Origin of the sequence: Trichocoleus sp. DQ-A3 (genome assembly GCF_039961975.1) — a bacterium.
Classification (GTDB): Bacteria; Cyanobacteriota; Cyanobacteriia; order Cyanobacteriales; family FACHB-T130; genus FACHB-T130.
In genome coordinates this window covers 184,811-206,266 of the sequence record NZ_JAMPKC010000009.1, presented here as the reverse complement: position 1 = coordinate 206,266, position 21,456 = coordinate 184,811, and the positions used below count along the sequence as shown (strand labels likewise).

Annotated in this window: 17 protein-coding genes, 1 tRNA gene and 1 riboswitch; of the genes, 11 read left to right on the top strand and 7 right to left on the bottom strand. The window is 45.7% G+C overall.

The window, feature by feature from the left end; all coding sequences use genetic code 11:
* Positions 1 to 439: 439 nt before the first annotated feature.
* Positions 440 to 4,000, bottom strand: coding sequence for a methionine synthase (gene metH, locus NDI44_RS16100; protein WP_190411934.1), 3,561 nt, complete (start codon positions 3,998 to 4,000; stop codon positions 440 to 442).
* Between the two features lie 268 nt (positions 4,001 to 4,268).
* On the opposite strand from metH, the gene NDI44_RS16095 reads away from it, so the two are divergent.
* The gene (locus NDI44_RS16095; RefSeq protein ID WP_199304789.1) at positions 4,269 to 4,463 is read left to right on the top strand and encodes a hypothetical protein; all 195 of its coding nucleotides are present in this window, start codon (positions 4,269 to 4,271) and stop codon (positions 4,461 to 4,463) included.
* A gap of 322 nt (positions 4,464 to 4,785) precedes the next feature.
* On the opposite strand, the gene NDI44_RS16090 is transcribed toward NDI44_RS16095, so the two are convergent.
* Complete coding sequence (locus NDI44_RS16090) at positions 4,786 to 5,751, bottom strand: restriction endonuclease (RefSeq protein ID WP_190411933.1); 966 nt, start codon at positions 5,749 to 5,751, stop codon at positions 4,786 to 4,788.
* 368 nt (positions 5,752 to 6,119) lie between these two features.
* Here NDI44_RS16090 and nblR point away from each other — a divergent pair, with 368 nt between their 5' ends.
* The 3 genes from nblR to NDI44_RS16075 all read left to right on the top strand — a co-directional run bounded on the left by nblR (position 6,120) and on the right by NDI44_RS16075 (position 8,319).
* Positions 6,120 to 6,815 (top strand): response regulator transcription factor NblR, encoded by a 696-nt coding sequence (gene nblR / locus NDI44_RS16085; RefSeq protein ID WP_190411932.1) that lies wholly within the window; start codon positions 6,120 to 6,122, stop codon positions 6,813 to 6,815.
* Between the two features lie 36 nt (positions 6,816 to 6,851).
* On the top strand, positions 6,852 to 7,493 hold the full coding sequence (locus tag NDI44_RS16080) for a DUF192 domain-containing protein (protein WP_242037023.1): 642 nt from the start codon (positions 6,852 to 6,854) through the stop codon (positions 7,491 to 7,493).
* 634 nt (positions 7,494 to 8,127) lie between these two features.
* A complete protein-coding gene (locus NDI44_RS16075; protein ID WP_190411931.1) occupies positions 8,128 to 8,319 on the top strand; it encodes a DUF2949 domain-containing protein in 192 nt (63 codons plus the stop codon).
* A gap of 406 nt (positions 8,320 to 8,725) precedes the next feature.
* Here the strand turns inward: NDI44_RS16075 and NDI44_RS16070 are convergent, their stop codons facing one another.
* Positions 8,726 to 9,652, bottom strand: a complete 927-nt coding sequence (locus NDI44_RS16070; RefSeq protein WP_190411930.1) for a competence protein CoiA family protein — start codon at positions 9,650 to 9,652, stop codon at positions 8,726 to 8,728.
* Positions 9,653 to 9,834: 182 nt separating this feature from the next.
* A riboswitch (TPP riboswitch) is annotated at positions 9,835 to 9,931 on the top strand.
* A 6-nt stretch (positions 9,932 to 9,937) separates the two neighbouring features.
* On the opposite strand from NDI44_RS16070, the gene thiC reads away from it, so the two are divergent.
* Positions 9,938 to 11,311 (top strand): phosphomethylpyrimidine synthase, encoded by a 1,374-nt coding sequence (thiC, locus tag NDI44_RS16065; protein ID WP_190411929.1) that lies wholly within the window; start codon positions 9,938 to 9,940, stop codon positions 11,309 to 11,311.
* Between the two features lie 83 nt (positions 11,312 to 11,394).
* Here thiC and pyrE read toward each other — a convergent pair whose 3' ends face one another.
* Positions 11,395 to 12,012, bottom strand: coding sequence for an orotate phosphoribosyltransferase (pyrE, locus tag NDI44_RS16060; protein ID WP_190411928.1), 618 nt, complete (start codon positions 12,010 to 12,012; stop codon positions 11,395 to 11,397).
* Positions 12,013 to 12,115: 103 nt separating this feature from the next.
* Between pyrE and NDI44_RS16055 the strand changes: the two genes are divergently transcribed.
* Positions 12,116 to 12,556 (top strand): hypothetical protein, encoded by a 441-nt coding sequence (locus NDI44_RS16055; protein WP_190411927.1) that lies wholly within the window; start codon positions 12,116 to 12,118, stop codon positions 12,554 to 12,556.
* A gap of 360 nt (positions 12,557 to 12,916) precedes the next feature.
* On the opposite strand, the gene NDI44_RS16050 is transcribed toward NDI44_RS16055, so the two are convergent.
* A tRNA-Met gene (locus NDI44_RS16050) sits at positions 12,917 to 12,989 on the bottom strand.
* A gap of 249 nt (positions 12,990 to 13,238) precedes the next feature.
* Between NDI44_RS16050 and NDI44_RS16045 the strand changes: the two genes are divergently transcribed.
* Positions 13,239 to 13,931 carry a hypothetical protein gene (locus NDI44_RS16045; protein ID WP_190411926.1) on the top strand — a complete coding sequence of 231 codons (693 nt, stop codon included), beginning with the start codon at positions 13,239 to 13,241 and terminating at the stop codon, positions 13,929 to 13,931.
* 147 nt (positions 13,932 to 14,078) lie between these two features.
* Positions 14,079 to 15,611: a hemolysin family protein gene (locus NDI44_RS16040; RefSeq protein WP_190411925.1), complete on the top strand. Its 1,533-nt coding sequence runs from the start codon at positions 14,079 to 14,081 to the stop codon at positions 15,609 to 15,611.
* Between the two features lie 52 nt (positions 15,612 to 15,663).
* On the opposite strand, the gene queC is transcribed toward NDI44_RS16040, so the two are convergent.
* Positions 15,664 to 16,350 carry a 7-cyano-7-deazaguanine synthase QueC gene (gene queC, locus NDI44_RS16035; RefSeq protein WP_190411924.1) on the bottom strand — a complete coding sequence of 229 codons (687 nt, stop codon included), beginning with the start codon at positions 16,348 to 16,350 and terminating at the stop codon, positions 15,664 to 15,666.
* Between the two features lie 384 nt (positions 16,351 to 16,734).
* Between queC and NDI44_RS16030 the strand changes: the two genes are divergently transcribed.
* Positions 16,735 to 17,808: a Gfo/Idh/MocA family oxidoreductase gene (locus NDI44_RS16030; protein WP_190411946.1), complete on the top strand. Its 1,074-nt coding sequence runs from the start codon at positions 16,735 to 16,737 to the stop codon at positions 17,806 to 17,808.
* A 147-nt stretch (positions 17,809 to 17,955) separates the two neighbouring features.
* Here NDI44_RS16030 and NDI44_RS16025 read toward each other — a convergent pair whose 3' ends face one another.
* On the bottom strand, positions 17,956 to 18,909 hold the full coding sequence (locus NDI44_RS16025) for an SGNH/GDSL hydrolase family protein (protein WP_339380620.1): 954 nt from the start codon (positions 18,907 to 18,909) through the stop codon (positions 17,956 to 17,958).
* A 216-nt stretch (positions 18,910 to 19,125) separates the two neighbouring features.
* Here NDI44_RS16025 and NDI44_RS16020 point away from each other — a divergent pair, with 216 nt between their 5' ends.
* Together NDI44_RS16020 and NDI44_RS16015 are read left to right on the top strand one after the other, a co-directional pair.
* Positions 19,126 to 19,263: a hypothetical protein gene (locus tag NDI44_RS16020; protein WP_190411922.1), complete on the top strand. Its 138-nt coding sequence runs from the start codon at positions 19,126 to 19,128 to the stop codon at positions 19,261 to 19,263.
* Between the two features lie 336 nt (positions 19,264 to 19,599).
* Positions 19,600 to 21,450, top strand: a complete 1,851-nt coding sequence (locus tag NDI44_RS16015) for an ABC transporter ATP-binding protein (RefSeq protein ID WP_190411921.1) — start codon at positions 19,600 to 19,602, stop codon at positions 21,448 to 21,450.
* The last annotated feature ends 6 nt before the right edge of the window (positions 21,451 to 21,456 follow it).

Genomic DNA, 21,456 nt, shown 5'->3' with positions numbered 1-21,456 from the left:
ATCACCCTACTCTCCAGATTTCAACCCGATTGAGCTTTGGTGGTCACACCTTAAGTCTTTTTTACGACAGTTCTCTCCAACCACAACAAAAATGGTTGATACTTTGCTTGCTACTGCACTTGATTTAGTCAATCCAAAACACCTACGCAACTGGTTCACAAACTGCTGCTACTGTACTTCATGAACTTGCAATCTGCTGTAACTGATATTTACCTACAAATTCCTAGATTCATTTTCCGTTCGCTGGATATTATTTTTAAGCGATTCTCATACCCAGTCGCCGCGCGATCGCTATCTTTCTTGCAACACGTCCCCGATTATCTGCTTTGACAACTGCTTTGATAATGGTTGCTTGCAGATAATCCTGACAGCTCTATTATTTTCTTTTGGAATAATTATGATATGTAAGGTGAGCGTTGCCCACCCTACACCTTACTGTTTAAGCGCTAAAGTATTTAGCTGCGGGGTGATAGGCGATAATCGCAGTCGTAGATTGTTCGGGATACAGTTGTTCGCTTTCATCCATGTGAAGGTTGATGCGATCGCTTCCCAGTAACTCCAGCAATTTATACTGATCCTGAATATTCGGACAAGCCGGATATCCAAAACTGTACCGAGAACCTTGATAACGCTGCGCCAGAACATCCCGAATCTTATCTGGTTCTGATGCACCCAAGCCTAACTCCCGGCGGATTCGGGCGTGAAGCCACTCTGCCACAGCCTCCGCCGTTTGTACCGCCAAGCCGTGGAAGTACAGATAATCGCTGTATTGATTATTTGCAAACAACTTCTGCGCGAATTCCGTCGCAATATCCCCCACCGTCACCGCCTGCATCGCAAACACATCAACGTGTCCCGACTCAATAGGTGCAAAGAAATCAGAAATACACAGACGACGCATGGACTTCTGACGAGGGAAATTGAACGTCGCGACAACATTCTTCTCCCTCTCTTCTTTCGCATCTTTACGATTCATAAATTCTGGATCGTACAAATGCAAAGAATTTCCCTCAGCCTGACACGGAAAATACCCATAAACAACTTGCGGATGCAGCAAATTCTCCTCTACAACCCGCTGCTTCCACTCCTTCAAAATTGGGTAAACTTTTTCCTCTAAAAACTGATTGTACTCCTCGCGAGACTGTTCCTGCGGCTTGCGGAATTGCCACTGTCCAGCAATCAAGGCCTGCAAATCCAGATACTCAAATACCTCCTCTAATGGAATATCTTCAACCTGTAATAATTTCGTACCCCAGAAAGGCGGAATCGGACGCTCAATTTCAATTGCCACAGCCTCAGAACGCCGCGTATCTACTTCTACAGGTTGAGCTTCTTGAGTGCTATTTTCTAATGGCACACGAGACGCCTCCTCTAAAATAGGCGAATGACCATTTTCCTCAACTTCATCCAAAAATCCCTGCAAATCATCCCAATTTCCAGAAGATTTTGCAGGCATTAATTTATCCATGAAATGCAGATCGGAAAAAGCATCTTTGCCGTAAATCACCTTACCCTTGTAAGTGTTTTGGCAATCTTCATGAACAAATTTAGGAGTTAGCGCTGCACCCCCTAAAATGACTGGAACCGTAATTCCTTTTTGGTTGAAAACCTCCAAGTTTTCTTTCATAAAAGCGGTTGATTTTACCAGCAAGCCGCTCATTGCAATACAATCAGCTTTGTGCTGCTCAAAAGCATCAACAATGTTATCAACAGGCTGTTTGATGCCAATATTAACCACTTTGTAACCGTTGTTTGACAAGATGATATCCACCAAGTTTTTACCGATGTCGTGGACATCTCCTTTCACGGTGGCAATTACTACAGTTCCTTTGGCATTATTTCCAGCATCTTTCTTTTCCATGAATGGCTCTAAATATGCCACTGCTGCTTTCATGGTTTCCGCTGATTGCAATACGAAAGGCAACTGCATTTGTCCGGAACCAAACAACTCACCTACTACTTTCATGCCATCTAGTAGGAAGGTGTTAATGATATGCAGAGGCGCATATTTTTCTAAAGCTTTGGTAAGTTGTTCCTCTAAGCCGATGCGTTCGCCGTCGATAATGTGACGCTTTAGACGTTCTTCTACAGGGAGATTTTCATCACCAGAGCGATCGCGTTTCGTCGTTTTCCCTTCAAATAGCGTTGTCAATTCTCCCAGCGGATCGTAGGTGCAGATGTTCCCATCAAATTGCCGCTCATCGTAGATTAACTTGCGGCAGACTTCTTGATGCTCTGGCTCAATTTTCGCTAGGGGCAGAATCTTGCTAGCGCTGACAATTGCCGCATCCATCCCCACCGCCATCGCTTCGTGCAGAAACATGGAATTGAGGACGACTCGCGCCGCTGGGTTTAAACCAAAGGAAACGTTAGAAACCCCCAAGATAACGTGGCAACCGGGAAGTTCCTCTCGAATGCGGCGGATGGATTCAATGGTCGCTCTTCCATTCGCTCGGTCTTCTTCGATACCCGTAGAAATCGGCAGGGCAAGGGTGTCAAAAAATATTTCGTGGGCGGGAATGCCATATTCGACAGCAGCACGATAGGCACGTTGTGCGATCGCAAACTTTTTCTCAGCCGTCCGTGCCATCCCCTCCTCATCAATCGTCCCAATTACAACGCCTGCACCGTACTTCTTCGCCAACTCCAACACCTTGAAGAAGCGCTCCTCTCCATCTTCATAGTTAGTCGAATTCAGCAGGCACTTGCCTCCGGAAACCTTTAAACCCGCCTCCATCTTTTCCCATTCTGTGGAGTCGAGCATCAAGGGTATTGTGACATTTGTTACTAGCCGTGACACCAATTCATGCATATCCCGAACGCCATCGCGCCCGACATAATCCACGTTGACATCGAGGATGTGCGCGCCTTCCCGCACCTGCGACTTTGCTAAAGACACTAACCCATCCCAATCTTCTCCATTCAGCAAGTCGCGGCACTTCTTAGAACCACTCGCATTCAACCGCTCGCCCACAATCAGGAATGAATTATCCTGCTCGTAAGGCTGGGCGCTGTAAATTGACGCTGCCGCAGGCTCATAACTAAAGTGGCGCTCTTTTGGCTTCAGAGTTTTGCCAATTTCTGCTAATTGTTGAATATGCTCAGGGCGCGTGCCGCAACAGCCGCCAATTATCTGCACGCCCCAATCTTCTACAAAGTGCATCAGCGCCATCCGCAATTCCATCGGCGTCAGCTTATAGTGAGCATGACCGCCAATGTTTTCGGGTAAGCCAGCGTTAGGAACGCAGGAAACCACAAACGGGGAGTGCTGGCAAAGATACTTGATATGCTCAGCCATCCGATCTGGCCCCGTGGCACAGTTCAGTCCGAGAATATCAATCGGGTAACGTTCCAAAATCGTCACTACGGCGCTAATCTCAGAACCAACTAGCATCGTACCCATGACTTCCATCGTCACCGACACCATCAACGGGCGTCGTTCCCCCTTACGCTGAAAGACTTCCTCAACCGCATTCAGTGCTGCCTTGATTTGCAGCACATCCTGACAAGTCTCAACCAGAAATAAATCGACGCCGCCGTCGTAAAGCGCCTCAGCTTGCTCTTCAAAGGAAGCTTGCAGTGTGTCAAAGTCAATATGTCCCAGCGTTGGCAGCTTGGTCGTTGGCCCTATCGAACCCGCTACAAACCGGGGTTTCTCTGGGGTCGAAAATTCCGCCGCCACGCGCTTCGCTAGTTCCGCCGCCTTCTTATTTAAATAGTAGGCTTGATCCGCCAGGTCATACTCTGCCAGTACAATCGAGGCACCGCCAAAGGTATCCGTCTCAATCACATCGGCACCGACTGCCAAAAAGTCCCGATGCACCTTCTCTACCGCTTCTGGTTTGGTGTGTACCAGATACTCGTTACAACCTTCGTATTCTGGCCCTCCGAAGTCGGCGGCGGTGAGGTTTTGGGTTTGGAGGTTAGTTCCCATTGCGCCATCGAAGACGATGACAGGACGTTCAGGACTGTGGAGGCGAGTCAAGAAGGGGCTGGTCATAGATGGCGGCGTCTTTATGAATAGGTAGTTGCGTTAAGCTTTGAACGATCAGCTTAAACTATTTTGCAGAACTTCTCGCTTTCGGGAGTAACTAAAACCATGAATGTACAGACATGTAACGGCGTCTTCTCTTCCATAGCAGTCAGTTCCTCCAGAAGTCATAATCATTTTAACAGGCGTCACCTAGAAAACCTTCAAGGCGCTACTCGCGGATATTGAAAGCGATCGCGCCTGTAGGCAAGCCTCCGATCGGAGAGGAATGGAAATAATGGTTTCATACCAAGAACATGAAGTATTTCAAGTAATGATATGGAGCTTGATTAAAGCTTTAGCAGATGAGTCGAAAATCGAAATCATGCAACTTGGCTCCCTGACTCTAGAACGAGAAGAAATAACCCCTGCTGTGGAAGCGGATACTTGCTTCTATATACAGAATAAAGCGTTGAGCGGAGATAAAAAATAGACTTGCAGACCGCTCACCACCAGATTTGGTTATAAAGTTAGATTGCACAATTCTCTCTCTATTAGTTTGAAATCTATGCCTGCTTTAGTGTTCCTGAATTCTGAAGATAGGAAACTTGGTATCTTTATATCTATCAATTATCAAGCGAAAAATATAATTTCTGCGACGAGATTTTTGCTTTTCTATTTCTGCTAGTTGCATAGACTTTTAGGTTCATTGAACAGAGAAAAATGATTGATCATACAGCGGCAGTGCATTTACTTAATGTAACAGTTAAACAATTTTTGTAAAATTATTATTTTGGGTTAAAGAAATAGAGCAGTTATCGTCTCTTTAAAATTTTATCTATCCAGCGCTCAAGTTCATTTCTTTCGACTTTACCTAAAATATGCTGGTCGCGTTCAATAAGTTGAGCAGCATCCCTAGTAAGATAGGAATTTGTTACTATGTATCCTTTAGTACATTTCATTTGCCGCGTGGTATAGTCAAGCAATCTAATTACATCAATATCGACTGTATTTCCCTGCTTAAGTCGTTTAGCCTGCCACACCGCCTTAAAAAAACCTATATTCTCTAACTCTTTAGTTACAATAATATCAGCCCCACCATCTTTACTCCCTCTACCGAGTTGAACATTATAGCCATCTTTTTCTAGTAATTCTGCAACTAATTCTTCAAATTCACGCCAATGTAATCTATCAAGATTAATAATTCCTTCTTTTAGTTTATTAAAAAATCCAATAAATGGAGAAGTAGTAATAAATTCCCTAGTTCCTATCAATTGTTTTTTTGGATTATCAGTTACATCTGGTTCAGTATGGATAAGATTTAGTTCCTCGACTTCATTTTCGGTGAGGCTAATCTCCAGATTGTTATTTAAATAAATTAGGTAGGAGGTAAGTGAATGACTTGTACTTTGTATAAATTCCGCAAAACATTTTGAAATAGGAGGAGTTGAGAACGCTGGAGTTGGGAAGATATTCCGTAGTTGTGAAACGCTGGTAACTGCGGACAATGGTTCGGAAATTTGCTTTAGATGCTCCGAAACGCCGGTAACTGCGGACAATGATTCGGAAATTTGCTTTAGATGCTCCGAAACGCTGGTAACTGCGGACAATGGTTCGGAAATTTGCTTTAGATGCTCCGAAATGCTGGTAACTGCGGACAATGGTTCGGAAATTTGCTTTAGATGCTCCGAAACGCTGGTAACTTGGAAAATCGCCCTTGGCTGTTCTAAAACCCTGGTAGCTTGGGAAATCTGGTTCACTAATTCTCGAACGTCCATCATAAAGAAGTAATCCTTAAACGCTGAGTGTCACAACAAAGATGTTGGCTATATTTATTTTTACTGATACCTAGAGGTAAATGCAGCATCATTGTTCAATATATCGGCTTAAATATACCGACTAATTCCATATTTGCTGGCTTTGACTAAGAACTAGAGACGCGATCGCGTCTCTCCTCACGTAGATGCTGATGATTAAATTAAGTTAGGTATACGAGTGCGCTCGCTCGCTTCGCTACTTGCCCCTCGCTCTCCCTATCCTGTGTTTTATACTAAGCATGAATACTTACCTACATTGAAGGAAGCAGCTAACGCTTGCCAGTGTAGTTAAACTGAGATAACAACGCAGCAAAAGCGCCCCAATGTAGCCTATGTCTCCTGTTACTTTTGACCGCACTCCCTGTGTTTTACTTGTCGAAACCGACGAAATTCTTGTCCAACGTGTCAGCATGGATTTGCGAGAGGCTGGATATACAACTGTGGTTGCACCAGACACCACCAGTGGTTTTCATCAAGCTTGCGAACTTCAGCCAGCTTTAGTCGTCGTAGATCGAGTGCTAACAGGGGATTCAGGATTGAAGTTGTGCAACCAACTGAGGAATGCAGGTTCTCGCGTGCCAGTACTGCTGTTGATGGCTCGCGATACCGTAGAAGATCGAGTTGCGTGTCTAAATTCAGGTGCTGATGACTACTTCCTCAAACCCTATCGCACCGATGCCTTTTTGCAACTGGTGCGCCTCTACTTACAGCCGGAAGCGGGTGCTAGCGAACAGTTACGGTTTGGCGAACTGGTTTTAGACTTGTCTACTCGCAGAGCGATGCGGAATGGGCGAGTAATTGACCTGACAATGAAGGAATTTGAACTTCTAAAATATATGATGTCGCATCCCCGTGAGGTTTTAACCCGCGAACAGATTCTAGAAAATGTTTGGGGATACGACTTTATGGGAGAGTCGAATGTGATTGAGGTGTATATCCGTTATTTGCGTCTCAAAATCGAAGAAGAGGGCGAGAAGCGCCTGATTCAGACAGTGCGAGGTGTCGGATATGTTTTGCGAGAAGCTTAGGTTTTGAGTTTTGGGCGTAAATATCAAGGATTAAGGATGAATTTGGACTGGAGAGAGCAGCGCTTAGGCACATCTGCCAAAAGCGATCGCAATGTGAAAAAGCAGGCAAGTTTAGTCGTCATGATGCTGGCAGTTTTGCTGATGGGATGTTCGGCATCGGTGCCATCAACCTCCTCTCAGAGTGGGGAACCCGCGCAACCATTGCAGCAAGCGTCGCCAGTATCATCACCGACATCAGCACCGACGACCCCTGCACAACAAGCGCACTCATCACCGGAAGCATCACCCGCACAGAATAAGAGGGGTCAAACTTTGCCAATTTCAGCCAAGGCAACGATGGCAGGTCAGGTGATTCAGCTAGAAGTAGCGCGGACTCCCCAACAACAGCAAATGGGGTTAATGTACAGAACATCTTTGGCGGACGATCGCGGGATGCTCTTTCTTTTCAATCCACCGCAACCGATCAATTTCTGGATGAAGAATACCCTCATCCCGCTGGATATGGTTTTTATGCTGGATGGAGTGGTGAAAGAGATCGTTGCCGATGTCCCTCCCTGTAAAACCAGTCTTTGCCCCACCTATGGTCCCAATACGCCCGTTAACCAGGTGATTGAACTCCGGGGAGGACGCGCTGCGGAACTCGGTTTGAAGGCAGGCGATCGCGTGACCATTCAGTAACTCAATACTAAGACAGACCGACTTTCTGGCTGTCTTTTATAGTCCTTATCGAAACGATTTAAAAATTTACTCGTTCTTTTAACCTATTTGTCGCAAAAATAAGCTACTCTTTCCCAAGAGAGAGTTTAAGACTGCAAATTTCAATTATTGTTACGCTTAAACCTAGATTCTCGCTTCCAGAGACATGGTTCTTCCAAGAATGAGAGTGCTTTGCCTGGAATTTGGTGTGAGGTGAGAGGCATAGACGCTCTAGGCAAGCAAATCTCTCCTAATACAGAGGGATTTCAGTGAATTGCTAAAGAAAATATTAAGCAAAGTTCACTAGCAACAGTCGGCTAAGATTTCAGAAAAAAGGGGAGTGAGCCTAAGTTTTTAGTCTTATTCTCTAGGTCAGCCCGGAAGGGATGCCTAAAGTCCTGAATCTAGTATGAGCATTCTTCTGTTAATACCCATACCGGCTGCCGTAATTGTCACACCAGGCTGGTGATCTGAAACACTAGCGTTACAGTGAGTAGCGGCAAAATAGTATAAAAGGAGTCGAGTAAAGGTGGACAGATAAAATACTGACTACCGTTACTCAACAAACCAAGGTTTAAATTAAAAAATAGATTCAACAAAGGGGGTAAAAGCCATCATGGCACCTACGAATTTTTCTCGATTTCTCCGTTTTCTTCAAGAAGATTTAGCAATATCTAAGGCATCGATTGCGATCGCTTTGCGGCGTCGGGAACAAGATCCTGGCCCGTTGCCGATGATCCTATGGCAATACGGTTTAGTAACGTTGGAACAGTTAGATCAAATCTATGACTGGTTGGAAACTGCATAAGGCTTGATGATTCGGCGAGGAGCAAGAAAGTCATGTCAGAGCAATTGAGGGTAGGTAATATCCCAACCCATCAGCGAAGACCCAAAAAATGTTGTTCATTACAATTTATTGCACTAAAAAGAGTGGGTCAAATATTTGACCCGCTCTTTTTAGTTGTTGGTTTTTAAAATTTAATTTTTCTCTATAATACACCTTTATAAATTGCTGCTTGGCGATGAGTGATCGCCTTTGTTATCATCCTAATTAAACGAAAAACCAAAGTGTGCTGAAAAATTAGCGGAAGGCTTACACCAGTTGGGGGTTAACCCTGATCAAGTGTAGTTGTAGTGAAGGGAACGCGAGACGGCTTTGTGAAGTGGATGCGATCGCTAAGGGATTTTTTAGTTTTTTATGGGGGTGATTTTTATTAGATGCAACGGACACAATAATAACCAACGTCGAAAACTTCTTTTTTGGAAACATCTTCTTCGTAGTGTGACGCTGCTATGTAATCTGTAAAAAGATAGTGATCGCCTATGAAAGCTTTACATTTTCTACAGGTGTTAGCAAAATATGTTCTCCCTACTGTCTGGCTATATTGTGAGATAACCCGCGCACCTTTTTCATTAGCAAGTTCTCTATCAGATTCAGAAAAGTCGCTAGTAGATATATACCCATCATCTCCATCTATAGCTGCAACTTTCATTAGCTCTGAGCATTTCCAACAGCAAGCATTTATGATTAGCAAATACTTCTTACTCTTATACCTACCACAATCATTACACTTGGGATTTCGACAGAAATTAACCTTGTCTGGCTCTATTAGAGGATTGTTTAGCCGACTAATGTCTTCATCCGTCGTCAAGATGTACTGGATTAATGCAATTTTATTTCGTTCATAATAATCTAAGGTAGATTGTTCAGGGGAGTGACTTACAACTACTTCAATAACTGCAATCACTTTGTTGTCTTTATCCAGCAAAGCAATATCTGGTTTGCATACTCCCAAATTATGCTCAAGCTTAACCTGAACTGCCTTTTTTAGTAAATTGCCAGTATGCGGGTTAGGACAATACTCGCAGTTCCATTTAATATCTAATGGCAGCTTACTTTCTAGATGATGTTGAATTTTTTCACGCAGTAAAATTTTGAAAATGTAATGCAGAGCTGTCTCAGGGGTACAGTTGACGCTTAGAGTTTTATGGGCAAAGTGGGGACGTTTTATCTTGCCTCTGCGGAGAATTAACTCCCGATTACAGTTCGGACAAATGTAAGACTGTCCTTTCTGTGCGTTGACAGCTTTTATCAAATGTCCTTCTTGGGTATATGCAACTGAGTAAAGAATGTTAGACATTTTTATAGGCAAAATATCTCTACTTATGCTAATCAATTATCCATTACTACACGCAAGGCGATCGCTCTCATGCCCCAAACCTCACCAAAACGCGATCGCTCTATAGCCACCTCACAGCGCGATGCAAAACATCAAGTTTTTGAAACCTTCCAGCCCTAACCAGAGCTTGGTGGTAATATTGTCAATCAAGCTAGGGGTGCCTGGATTCACAGGCTGAGATTACACCCTTAGAACCTGAGTCCGGCTAATACCGGCGGAGGGAAGCTGTTAATTGAGGAATTCAATATGCGGACTGAATGGATCGCTAAGCGGCGTGGACAGAGCAACGTCTCTCAAATGCACTACGCCCGTCAAGGTGTGATTACTGAAGAAATGCAGTATGTAGCACAGCGGGAAAATCTCCCAGTTGAGCTGATTCGGGATGAAGTGGCGCGGGGACGAATGATTATCCCCGCCAACATCAATCACACCAACCTAGAACCGATGGCGATTGGCATCGCCTCGAAGTGTAAGGTGAACGCGAATATCGGCGCTTCCCCCAACTCTTCCAATCTGGATGAAGAAGTCGATAAGCTGAAGCTGGCTGTAAAGTATGGCGCTGATACCGTCATGGACTTGTCCACCGGCGGCGGCAACCTGGATCAGATTCGCACGGCAATTATTAACGCCTCGCCGGTTCCCATTGGCACCGTGCCAGTTTACCAAGCCTTAGAAAGCGTCCACGGCACGATTGAAAACCTCACCGCCGATGACTTTCTCCACATCATTGAGAAACACGCGCAGCAGGGGGTAGATTATCAAACCATCCACGCTGGGATATTAATTGAGCATTTGCCTTTAGTGCGCGATCGCATCACCGGGATTGTTTCTCGCGGCGGCGGCATTCTCGCACGCTGGATGTTGCATCATCATAAGCAAAATCCGCTTTATACCCACTTCCAAGACATCATCGAAATTTTCAAAAAATACGATGTCTCCTTCAGCCTGGGAGATTCCCTGCGTCCCGGTTGTCAGCACGACGCCTCAGATGCCGCTCAATTAGCCGAACTCAAAACTTTAGGAAAATTGACTCGCAAAGCCTGGGAACATGACGTGCAGGTGATGGTGGAAGGGCCAGGACACGTCCCAATGGATCAAATCGAGTTCAATGTCAAAAAGCAGATGGAAGAGTGTTCGGAAGCACCTTTCTACGTGCTGGGACCATTGGTAACGGATATTGCCCCCGGTTACGACCACATCACCTCCGCAATTGGTGCGGCAATGGCTGGGTGGTACGGTACGGCGATGCTGTGTTATGTGACACCCAAGGAACACTTGGGACTGCCGGATGCTGAAGACGTGCGGAATGGATTAATTGCCTATAAGATTGCGGCTCATGCTGCTGATATTGCACGGCATCGTCCGGGGGCAAGGGACAGAGATGACGAACTCTCTAAAGCTCGTTACAACTTCGACTGGAACCGCCAGTTTGAATTGTCCCTCGACCCCGAACGCGCTAAAGAATATCACGACGAAACCCTGCCAGCAGATATATACAAAACTGCTGAATTCTGCTCAATGTGCGGTCCGAAGTTCTGCCCGATGCAGACAAAAGTGGATGCCGATGCTTTGACAGAACTAGAGAAGTTTTTGGCGAAAGAACCAGTAACCCAAAGCTAGTTCTTTTAAACGCAAAGTAACGCAGAGTATAATTACTTTGCGTTACTTTGCGAAAACCTTTGCTTCCTTTGCGTTGAAAAACCTTATCTGAGTTGACGCGATCGCTCTTGAATTTCTGGAATCGAGAATACTGCCTGAAATTTTAGCCCAACTGACTGATAAAACTCCGCTCCCCCCTGCTGCCTGTCTACCAGCGAAATCACTTCATCAACGCTGTATCCGGCATCTCGCAGCCGCTCAACGGCTTTCATGGCAGATTGCCCTGTCGTGACAACATCTTCCAAAACGACCACTTTCGCACCTGTAGGGAGAATCGGGCCTTCTATATAAGCTTGTGTGCCGTGTCCCTTTGCTTCTTTGCGAATAATTAGCGCCGGTAACGGTCGATTTTCATAAGCAGAAACTACACTCACCGCCGTTACAATCGGATCGGCACCCAGCGTCAATCCAGCCACTGCCTGGGTATTCATCGGCAGCAACGATAACAAAATTCGACCTGTTGCCAAAGCTCCTTGGGGATGCAGTGTGACTGGCTTGCCATTAATGTAGTAAGAACTGCGCTGTCCCGAAGACAGCACAAAATCTCCCTCCTTATAAGCCACATGGCAAAATAAATCTAGCAGTTGCTGGCGTAGCGTTGTGAGATCGGCAGTAGCATAAGAGCCAGTTAAATCAGTCTGGGATTGGATTTCGTGGGTCATCACTAGGAGAGAAAAAGAGTAGAGCGATTACAATTTGACCAACAATCATCCTAAACTTAAACTGAAGAATAGTATTCAGCCAAAGTTGAGGGACGAGATGGGAATGCGCTTGACTAATTTCATGAGTGTGTTGGTTCTCAGTGCCGCTGCGACTGTCATTGCCTCTAGCGCGATCGCTCAGCCTACACTCTCTAACTCCCAGTCAGGAACTTTTAACTCGATTCCAGACTTGTTTAATCGAGCTATCAGTGAAACCTCTGGAGACTTTTTCGGCAACCAATCTTACCGACGAGATCTGAATTTCATCATTGGCCCTAGCTTTCCAGAAAACGAAATCGAGCGAGACACTAAGACAGTAGATAACCTTTACCGGGAGCTACTCTGGCAGCAAACTTCCAGTGACTTTATTATTCGCACCCCCGATCTCCCGAATCCTTTCAACTCGTCAATTCTGCAAAGCCCAGCTATCAATGTAAACGTTACTGGTACTGGTAGACCCGTAACAGGCAGCGAGTTCGTGTTTGAGAATCCCCCACAGCCCTAAATCTGAAAAAGAAGAAAAGACAAACAATTTTTGCTTGTCTTTCTTCCTTCTACTTTTTTTAAAGTTCGCAGAGCGAGATTTAAACAAGGTACTAGGGCTTGTTTTTTATAGACTCTATTTTTTGAACTGAAATAGAGGTTACAACTTACTTTGTTCAGTTGCTTTCCAGCATTTGATAACCTTTGGTTTCTCAGAGGTTTTGCTGAAATTTCTGAGCAAATTAAATTACCGAGATACTTAAATTAATTAGGTTCTTGATGAGCGCGAGCCGCTAGTAAACTGCATTTATCCTGAGCGGATTGCACTTCCCCATAGAGCAATTCTAGGGAATTTACTCAAAGAATACCGAATTTATAGGAATGCGCCCTACCGGAATCGAACCAGTCTGAAGGCGAATTATGAGTTCGCTGCCTCCCCAATCGGCCAAGGGCGCGTGATTGATTTCGTTGCCAAGATTGCTGGCTGGATTGTTATTTTATACAATTATGCACGCTAAGTCCACTCGAAAGCGGATGCGTAGTATGATTCCTGATAATAAATTATAAGCGCTGTTTTCTAAAATAGAGATAAATTAGCAGCGTGACATTAACCAATTCGCTATCATAGGTTCCACTGCTGTCAGTCGTAAGCTATGTATAGCAGTTGATCGGTGTCGCGGCAATTTTTGTAGCTTGAGCAACCAATGAAACTAAATTCAACTGTCGCACTTACGTTAATTTTGCTTGCTATGATGTTAGGCGCTGGCTTTGTAAGTGCGATGTGGGGGTTTACTGTAGGTCATGAAGCCCTTAAAGGAGTAACGCAGCCGGATGTGCGCCCTACCAATAAATTAGCTGGGACTAAGCGGGCAACTCCTGGTAAAGAAGGAGTAGCAATTTTGCGCGAGGTTGATATCCTGGCAAGTGTCAAAGCACAAATGAGCGGCAAGGCTAAACCTGTTATTAAGCCTGAACAGAAGGAAGCGGAAACCACAAGCGACAGCAAGCCTAACACTCCTGAGGAAACCTCTGAGCAGGACAGTAAACAGCAAAATTTCCCGATTACCAGTCAGGATAAGGGCGTGAAGCTGGAGATAGGCTCAGCGCGTCAGCAAGGAGGTTCTTTGTTGCTGAATGTGAGCCTGAAGAATGAAGGAGGGAATGCTGTACGGTTTCTGTATAGCTTCTTAAATGTAACGGACGACCAAGGTCGAGCTTTAAGTGCTGTGACTGAAGGGCTGCCAGGAGAATTGCCACCGAATGGGCAAAGCTTTTCGGGGACGGTGAGTATTCCCACGGCTTTACTGGAAGACGCTAAGCAGCTTTCATTGACTCTGACAGATTATCCAGATCAAAAACTCCAGCTGAAAATGTCTGGAATTCCAGTGGTGAAGTAGGCGTTAGGTGTTAAGTGGTCGGTAATAGGAGCTGTCTCTGTATTATGACCGTACAGGGGGTAGAGGATTCTACCCACTACTTATTACCGACGACCGATTACCGACAATTCGTTGCCCATTACCCAATACCCAATACCCTGGTTACGGATGGATACCCCCGTGTTGGCGATCTTGACGGTGAATGCTTTTCCTAGGCTCACCGCGCAAGACGTTTTGCTGCGATTATTATCGGTGCTACTACTGATTGCGATTAATGGTTTTTTTGTCATCGCTGAATTTTCGATAGTTTCGGTGCGGAGATCGCGCATCAATCAACTAGTCGAAGCGGGCGATATTCAAGCAAAAACGGTTCAAAACTTGCAAGGCAGCATCGATCGGCTGCTTTCTACTACTCAACTGGGGATTACTCTGTCTAGTTTGGCTCTCGGCTGGATTGGTGAGAGTACAATGGCAATCCTCGTGTCTGCTTCAATCGCGCACTTACCCTTATCTTGGGAGGTCAAAGCAGCGATCGCTCATTCCCTTTCGGTGCCAGTTGCTTTCTTCCTGATTGCCTATCTACAAATTGTTTTGGGTGAACTATCCCCGAAATCAGTGGCACTGCTTTACTCAGAACAGATGGCAAGGTTTTTGGGACTGCCAATCAGAGCGATCGCCCGCTTTTTCAACCCATTCATCTGGATTCTCAACCAATCGACACGCTTACTCTTGCGGCTGGTAGGCATTCAGTACACTGGACAAGGCTGGTATACGCGCGTTACCCCCGAAGAATTGCAAATGATTATCACCACAGAGCGCGAATCTACGGGACTGGAAGCTGAAGAACGAGAGTTGCTCAACAACGTGTTTGAGTTTGGTGAGGTGTTGGCGGAAGAAGTCATGGTTCCCCGCACCAGCATTGCCTCTATTCCCTGTGAAGCCACTTTTCAAATCTTTCTAGATGAAATTACTACCACGGGTCACTCCCGCTATCCCGTCACAGGAGAATCCCTTGACGATATTCGCGGCATTATCTACTTCAAAGAGTTAGCTGAACCTCTAGCCAAAGGCGAACTAACTTTAGATACACCAATTCAGCCTTGGATTCGACCCGCTCGATTTGTGCCGGAAGGACAGCCTTTAAGCGAACTTTTGCCGATGATGCAGCGAAGTCACCTGGCAATGGCGATCGTTGTGGATGAATTTGGCGGCACCGCGGGGTTAGTAACAATTGAGGATTTGATTGCTGAAATTATCGGCTACGAGCCAAAAGCTGAGGATAAAGAAGAGTTAGCTGTGCAAATTTTGGATGAGCAAACTTTTCTGGTACAAGCACAGATGAATTTGGAAGAAGTCAACGAATTTCTCGATCTCAACTTGCCCTTGATTGATAAATACCAAACCTTGGGCGGCTTCGTGCTTTACCACTATCAGAGAATTCCTACCCAAGGTGAAACCTTGCGCTTTGACAACCTTGAGCTGACTATCGTTTCCGCCGAGGGTCCTCGCTTGCACCAAATTCGCATTCACCGACGAGAGGCGACAGTTGCTAGCAATGAAACTAACGGGTCTGATGTCTCAAATATGTCAGATTCAGATGGCTCAGATTCAAATGTCTCAGATGCCAAGGTTGCAGCGGATGACACCAAGAAATCAGAAATAACGAATCAGGAATCAGGATTCAGCAGAAATTTTGAATGATCGCGTTTAGATTTTCACTTGCCTCTCGTTTACGGCAGGAATATCCCCAACTTTAGTGACTCTTGGGTGCATAAGGAAGGGGGTCTTGTAATCCTAGCTCAGCAAAAGCAGCTAGACGCAACTGGCAGGAATCACAGACGCCACAAGCCACTTCGCTCCCGGTATAGCAAGACCAAGTTTGCTCCCAAGGAACGCCTAGCCGATTCCCCATCTGAATGATTTCCGTTTTTTTCAGGTCTATCAGGGGCGTCATGATGCTAATTGGCTGTCCCTCTCGTCCCTGTTTTGTTCCCAGTCGAAAGACTTCCTGCATTGCCTGGATATAATCGGGACGACAATCGGGATAGCCGGAATAATCTAAAGCATTAACGCCAATATAAACCCGCTGGGCATTGATGGTTTCTGCATAAGCGAGGGCAAAGCTCAAAAAGATGGTATTTCGGGCGGGGACATAGGTCACGGGGATACTTTGATCCATTTCATCAAGCGATCGCCCTTCTGGTACGTTAATGGTACTGTCTGTGAGCGCAGAACCGCCCCAGCGACGCAAATCAAACGCCACTACCTGATGTTCTCGTATACCAGCGAGGCGAGCGATCGTTGTCGCAGACTCTAACTCTCGCTGGTGTCGCTGCTGGTAATCGAATGAGATGGCATAACACTCACAGCCATCAACCTTTGCTTGATACAGTACCGTCGAAGAATCTAGCCCCCCAGACAACAAAACAACCGCTTTCACGTCCCAGCCCCCTCATCCCCAGATTTTTACTTCTGCCAACTTTCAGATGTTTCCCACCATCACGTCTTGATAATTGACCGCTTACTGGCTACTAAATTCCTCAGCCCTCAGTCCTCAACTCTCAGTCCTCAGCCCTCAGCCCTCAGCCCTCAGTCCTCACCAAATGGACGGGAGAGAAAGTGACACATTTACCAGTTACTAATTTACAAACCTCAACAAAATGGAAGATAAGATAAATCTCACGAATTTGAGAAAGTTAGACACAGCTTTGAAATTCTTCACAAAAGAAGGCACTATGATACCATCTGGATCGTCTCAGGCGACTAAACGTTGCCAATTGATTTAATCCTAGTGGTGGAGGAGCATACAGGAGTGCAAGATAGCATGCCAGCAAGACAGCCAGACGCTCATCAGCAGCGTAACCAGCCGCAACCGATCCGCGTTGGCGTGATTGGGGTCGGTAATATGGGACAGCATCACACCCGCGTTCTGAGTCTGCTTAAAGATGTGGAACTGGTTGGTGTATCAGATATTAATGTTGAGCGGGGTTTGGATACTGCGAGTAAGTATCGCGCTCGCTTTTTTGAAAACTATCATGACTTAATCCCCTATGTAGACGCTGTCTGCATTGCCGTTCCGACAAGGCTGCATCATGAGGTTGGCATGACTTGCCTGCAAGCAGGGATTCATGTCTTGATTGAAAAGCCAATTGCCGCCAGTATTGCCGAGGCTGAATCCCTCGTCAATGCCGCAGCCGAATCGCACTCGATTCTCCAAGTAGGACATATTGAGCGGTTTAACCCGGCTTTTCAAGAACTCAGCAAAGTTCTGAAAACAGAAGAATTGCTTGCCCTAGAGGCTCATCGCATGAGTCCTTACTCGCAACGGGCTAACGATGTCTCTGTCGTCTTGGATCTGATGATCCATGATATTGACCTGTTGCTAGAACTATCCGCTGCGCCGGTAGTCAAATTGACCGCTAGTGGTAGTCGTGCCTCTGATTCCGGCTATTTAGATTACGTGACTGCTACCCTAGGCTTTGCCAACGGAATTGTCGCCACGCTAACAGCCAGTAAGGTGACACACCGCAAAATTCGTCGCATTGCTGCCCATTGTAAAAATTCTCTAACTGAGGCAGATTTTCTCAACAATGAAATTCTGATTCACCGGCAAACGACTGCCAATTATATGACAGATTATGGTCAGGTGCTTTACCGACAGGATGGGTTAATTGAGAAAGTCTACACCAGTAATATTGAGCCGCTTCACGCGGAGTTAGAGCATTTTGTTAACTGCGTGCGCGGTGGGAATCAACCCTCTGTAGGCGGCGAACAGGCGCTTAAAGCTTTGCGTCTGGCGAGTTTGATCGATCAGATGGCTCTCGATGGTCAGGTTTGGCAGCAACCAGACTGGGATTGTCGGTGTCTGAGTTCTCCGGCTGTAGCTGTTTCCTTCTAAAGAATTAAAAATTAAAAATTAAAAATGGAAGGTGTGTTGTAGAAGTAGCGATAATTAGCTTGAAAACCTTTTTTTTCCAAGGGTTCTACTACTAATTAACACTATGTTTTACCACTACCAAAGTAAGAATCCCACAATTTTTAATTTTTAATTTTGCATTTTTAATTGACTGAGCGATCGCCCAATTTCTTCATTAACCAGCTGATTCCCTTGAGGGCTGAGATGAATATGATCTCGGTAGAGGTTCTCTGGCTGCTCTTTTGAGTTGAAAATGGGTAGAAAATCTATGTAGGCAATGTGCTGGTTTTGGGTTAAGTCGATGAGGCGCACTCGCGCTTTTAGTTCATAATCCCGGGAACCCGGTTCGCCCAATTCCCTCTTTAGGGGCGTCATTGCGAGCAAGAAGCGGGCACCTTTTTGCTCTGCGATTGTCTGGATTTCTTGAATGGCTTTTAAATTAAGGCCAACGCGATCGCCTGATTCCGCGTTCACTGCTTTCATCTCTGGTACTGGCGGTGCCTTTAACAAATAGCGGCTGAATGCCTCTACAAGCGCTAGGGGCGGTTTTTGGTCGGGGTAATTGCGATCGCGCCCCACCGGGATTGAAGTTGGCGCAGTCCCGAACAGATCGTCAGTATTAATCAGCAACACGACTACCTGAGCATCGAACGTACCAAACTGCTTTAAGTACGCTAATTCATTGCGCGGACACCAAGAGTTCGCTGAAGCGTTGAGAACTTCTATTTGCTTAAAAGTTTTACCATCAATAGAGGATTGCAACTGTTGAGTCATCATGGCTGAAAGCGTCTCAGCCTGATCTGTCCACCAGCCACCATTCGCAATGGAATCTCCCAACAGCAGCACCCGCAGCGTAGATTCAGGGCGAGTTTCCGTGATTTTTGGGCTTCGCATTGAATACTGATTAATTTCTATCAGATTGCCAAACCTGCGAGTCCGCTGATTTGGCGCTAATAAATATCCAATCTGTTCATCGGCAATATAAATCAAGGGATTTCCAAAGCCAAATAGCAGCCGCAATCCCACCTCTACCGCCAGTACCAACCCTACAACAACTGCCAAAACAATCAGCACAATTTTCACGGATAATCCCCTATGTACATAGATCGTGACCCGATCTAGCTTAAATCTTGCAGCACTTAAGTTTTGCAGTCTTAAAAGTCGCTCCCATCTTAACCCAACCCATTTATGACCCATTCGGGTGATAGACGAATCCTCCCTCAGCCGCTAACCTAGTCATGGGTTAAGATCTGTTTACAAATTGTTGTCTAGCTCCGAATCAAGGAGGATCGCAGCCTTATGTCAGACTTGAACCGTGGAATTATGAAGTTCGAGGGAGCTGATAGCCCAAAAGCGATCGCTATCTCATCTGTGTTGGTTTTGGGTGGTATTGCTTTTCTTGTTTGGTGGGCACTTCACTCAGCCTACGCTATGTAACTCGCTACTAAACCGAGGCCACTACCGATGCTGATGAAGCCATAAGTTCAATCGATAGGTTATCTCAAAGCTCCTGTAAAACTTCCTTGTTCGGGAGTCACTTTGTTATGCAACCCAAAATGTCTTTCGCGTATCTTTTGCCTCAGGCTGCATAGGACTACACCAACCTTTTGCTTGACTAAAGACAAGTGAAATGTTTTCAAACCTATGGAGATGGGTTTGGTTTGTGTAGCTGCGATATGAAGTTACTGGATGCAAGATACAAGTTTTTCTAGAGTCGCTTTTTGAGCCTGACTCTGGAATTTTTTATTGGCTATTTTTCATCAAGAAAGAATTATGGCAAGCATTCGGGATATCCTCGGTTATTACCGAAAATATCGAATCGTCGCGCTTTTAAGTATTGCGGCATCTAGTCTCTTTGAAATCATCGATCTGGTAGTTCCTTACACAATTGGGCAGATTCTCAACGTACTGTCCGGTCAACCGCTGGATCGGGGATTGCAAAATGCGATCGCTCTCATCGCTGAAGTTAGCAACTTACCGGCAAATCGATTCCTTTCCCTCTCAGTGCTAATGGGATTAATCTTGTTAGTCACCGTCGTTAGAGCGCCCATTCAGCCTTGGCTCGGCATCTGGTTTCACTGGGATACAGCCTTGCGATCGCGTCGAGACCACAGCATAAAAGTCCTCGAAAAAATCGTCACTCTACCGCTAGAATTTTACGAAGAAAACAACCCCGGACGAATCGCCGGACGAGTTGCTAGAGGACTCGCTAATCACACCTGGACTTATCCTGAAGTCGCCGGACAGTTGATTCCCAAACTCGTTCGGGTGCTGGGTATCTTTGCGATGATCTGGCTAATTGAGTGGCGAATTGCCGTAATTTTCCTAATTTCCTTCATCTTCATCCTCAGCTTCACCCTCAAAGACCTCAAGCAACTGAGCGATCGCGAACAGAAACTGGATCGATATCAGGAAAATACTGAAAGTCGTACTTCGGAAATTATTACCAACATTAAAACCGTCAAAGCCTTTGCCACCGAACAGAGAGAACTGGAGCGTCAACGACAGCGCCTAGAGCGGGAGTTTAAAGTTGTTGACTACCGCATTCATAGAGGTTACGTCATCCTAGCTACTTCCCAAAGGACGATCATCCAGTTTTGTGTCTTTTTAGTACTTGGTTTGACCCTCAACGCCACCTTACAGGGAAAGATTTCACTAGGACACTTCGTTACTACGTTGACCATCTCCAGCATGGCTTACTCGGAGCTAGAACCTATTAGTAACCTCGCTGAGATATTTGCTCGTCGCTATGCCTCCATGCTCCGGTTCCACGAGTTCATGCACCTACCTGTAGGCGTAGATGGGGTCATTCTGTCTCAAACCAGAACGCAGATGGCAGAAGGAGGAACTCAGGATTCTCGTGGTTCTGAATTGTCCTATCAATTTACCGGCAAAGTCGAATTTTCCCATCTGAGCTTTGGCTATGACAGCGATCGCCCAGTTTTAGAAAACATTAACCTACTCATCGAACCTTATCAAACTGTAGCGCTGGTGGGGCGTTCGGGGTCGGGTAAGTCTACCTTAGTCAAGCTTCTGTTCCGGTATTTTGAACCCCATCAAGGTCAGATTTTAATGGATGGTCAAGACATTCGCACTTTGGATGTCACTGGCTATCGGCGGCGTCTGGCAATTGTTCACCAGGAAGTAGATATTTTCAACGGGACGTTGCTTGAAAACCTTACCTATGGCAACCCCAAAGCTACGGTTGAACAGGTTCAGGAAGCTTGCCGCATTGCCAGAGTAGACGAAGTCATTGAGCATCTGCCGCAAGGGTACTACACCGTTGTTGGAGAGCGGGGAATGCGGCTGTCTGGGGGACAACGACAGCGCTTGGGAATTGCTAGGGCACTCTTGGTCGATCCAGATATCCTCATCTTTGATGAAGCAACTTCTAGCCTCGACTACGAATCTGAGCGCTCAATTCAGTTAGCAATGCGTAGCATCCTTGGCACCCGCACCACCATTATCATTGCTCACAGACTTAGTACCATCCGGGAAGCAGACAAAATTGTAGTTCTCGATCAAGGTCAAATTGTAGAAGTCGGCAGCCATACTGAACTACTGCACCGCAAAGGAATTTACCGACGTTTGCACTCCCTACAAGAAACAGGTGAGCTACTCTAAAGTTAA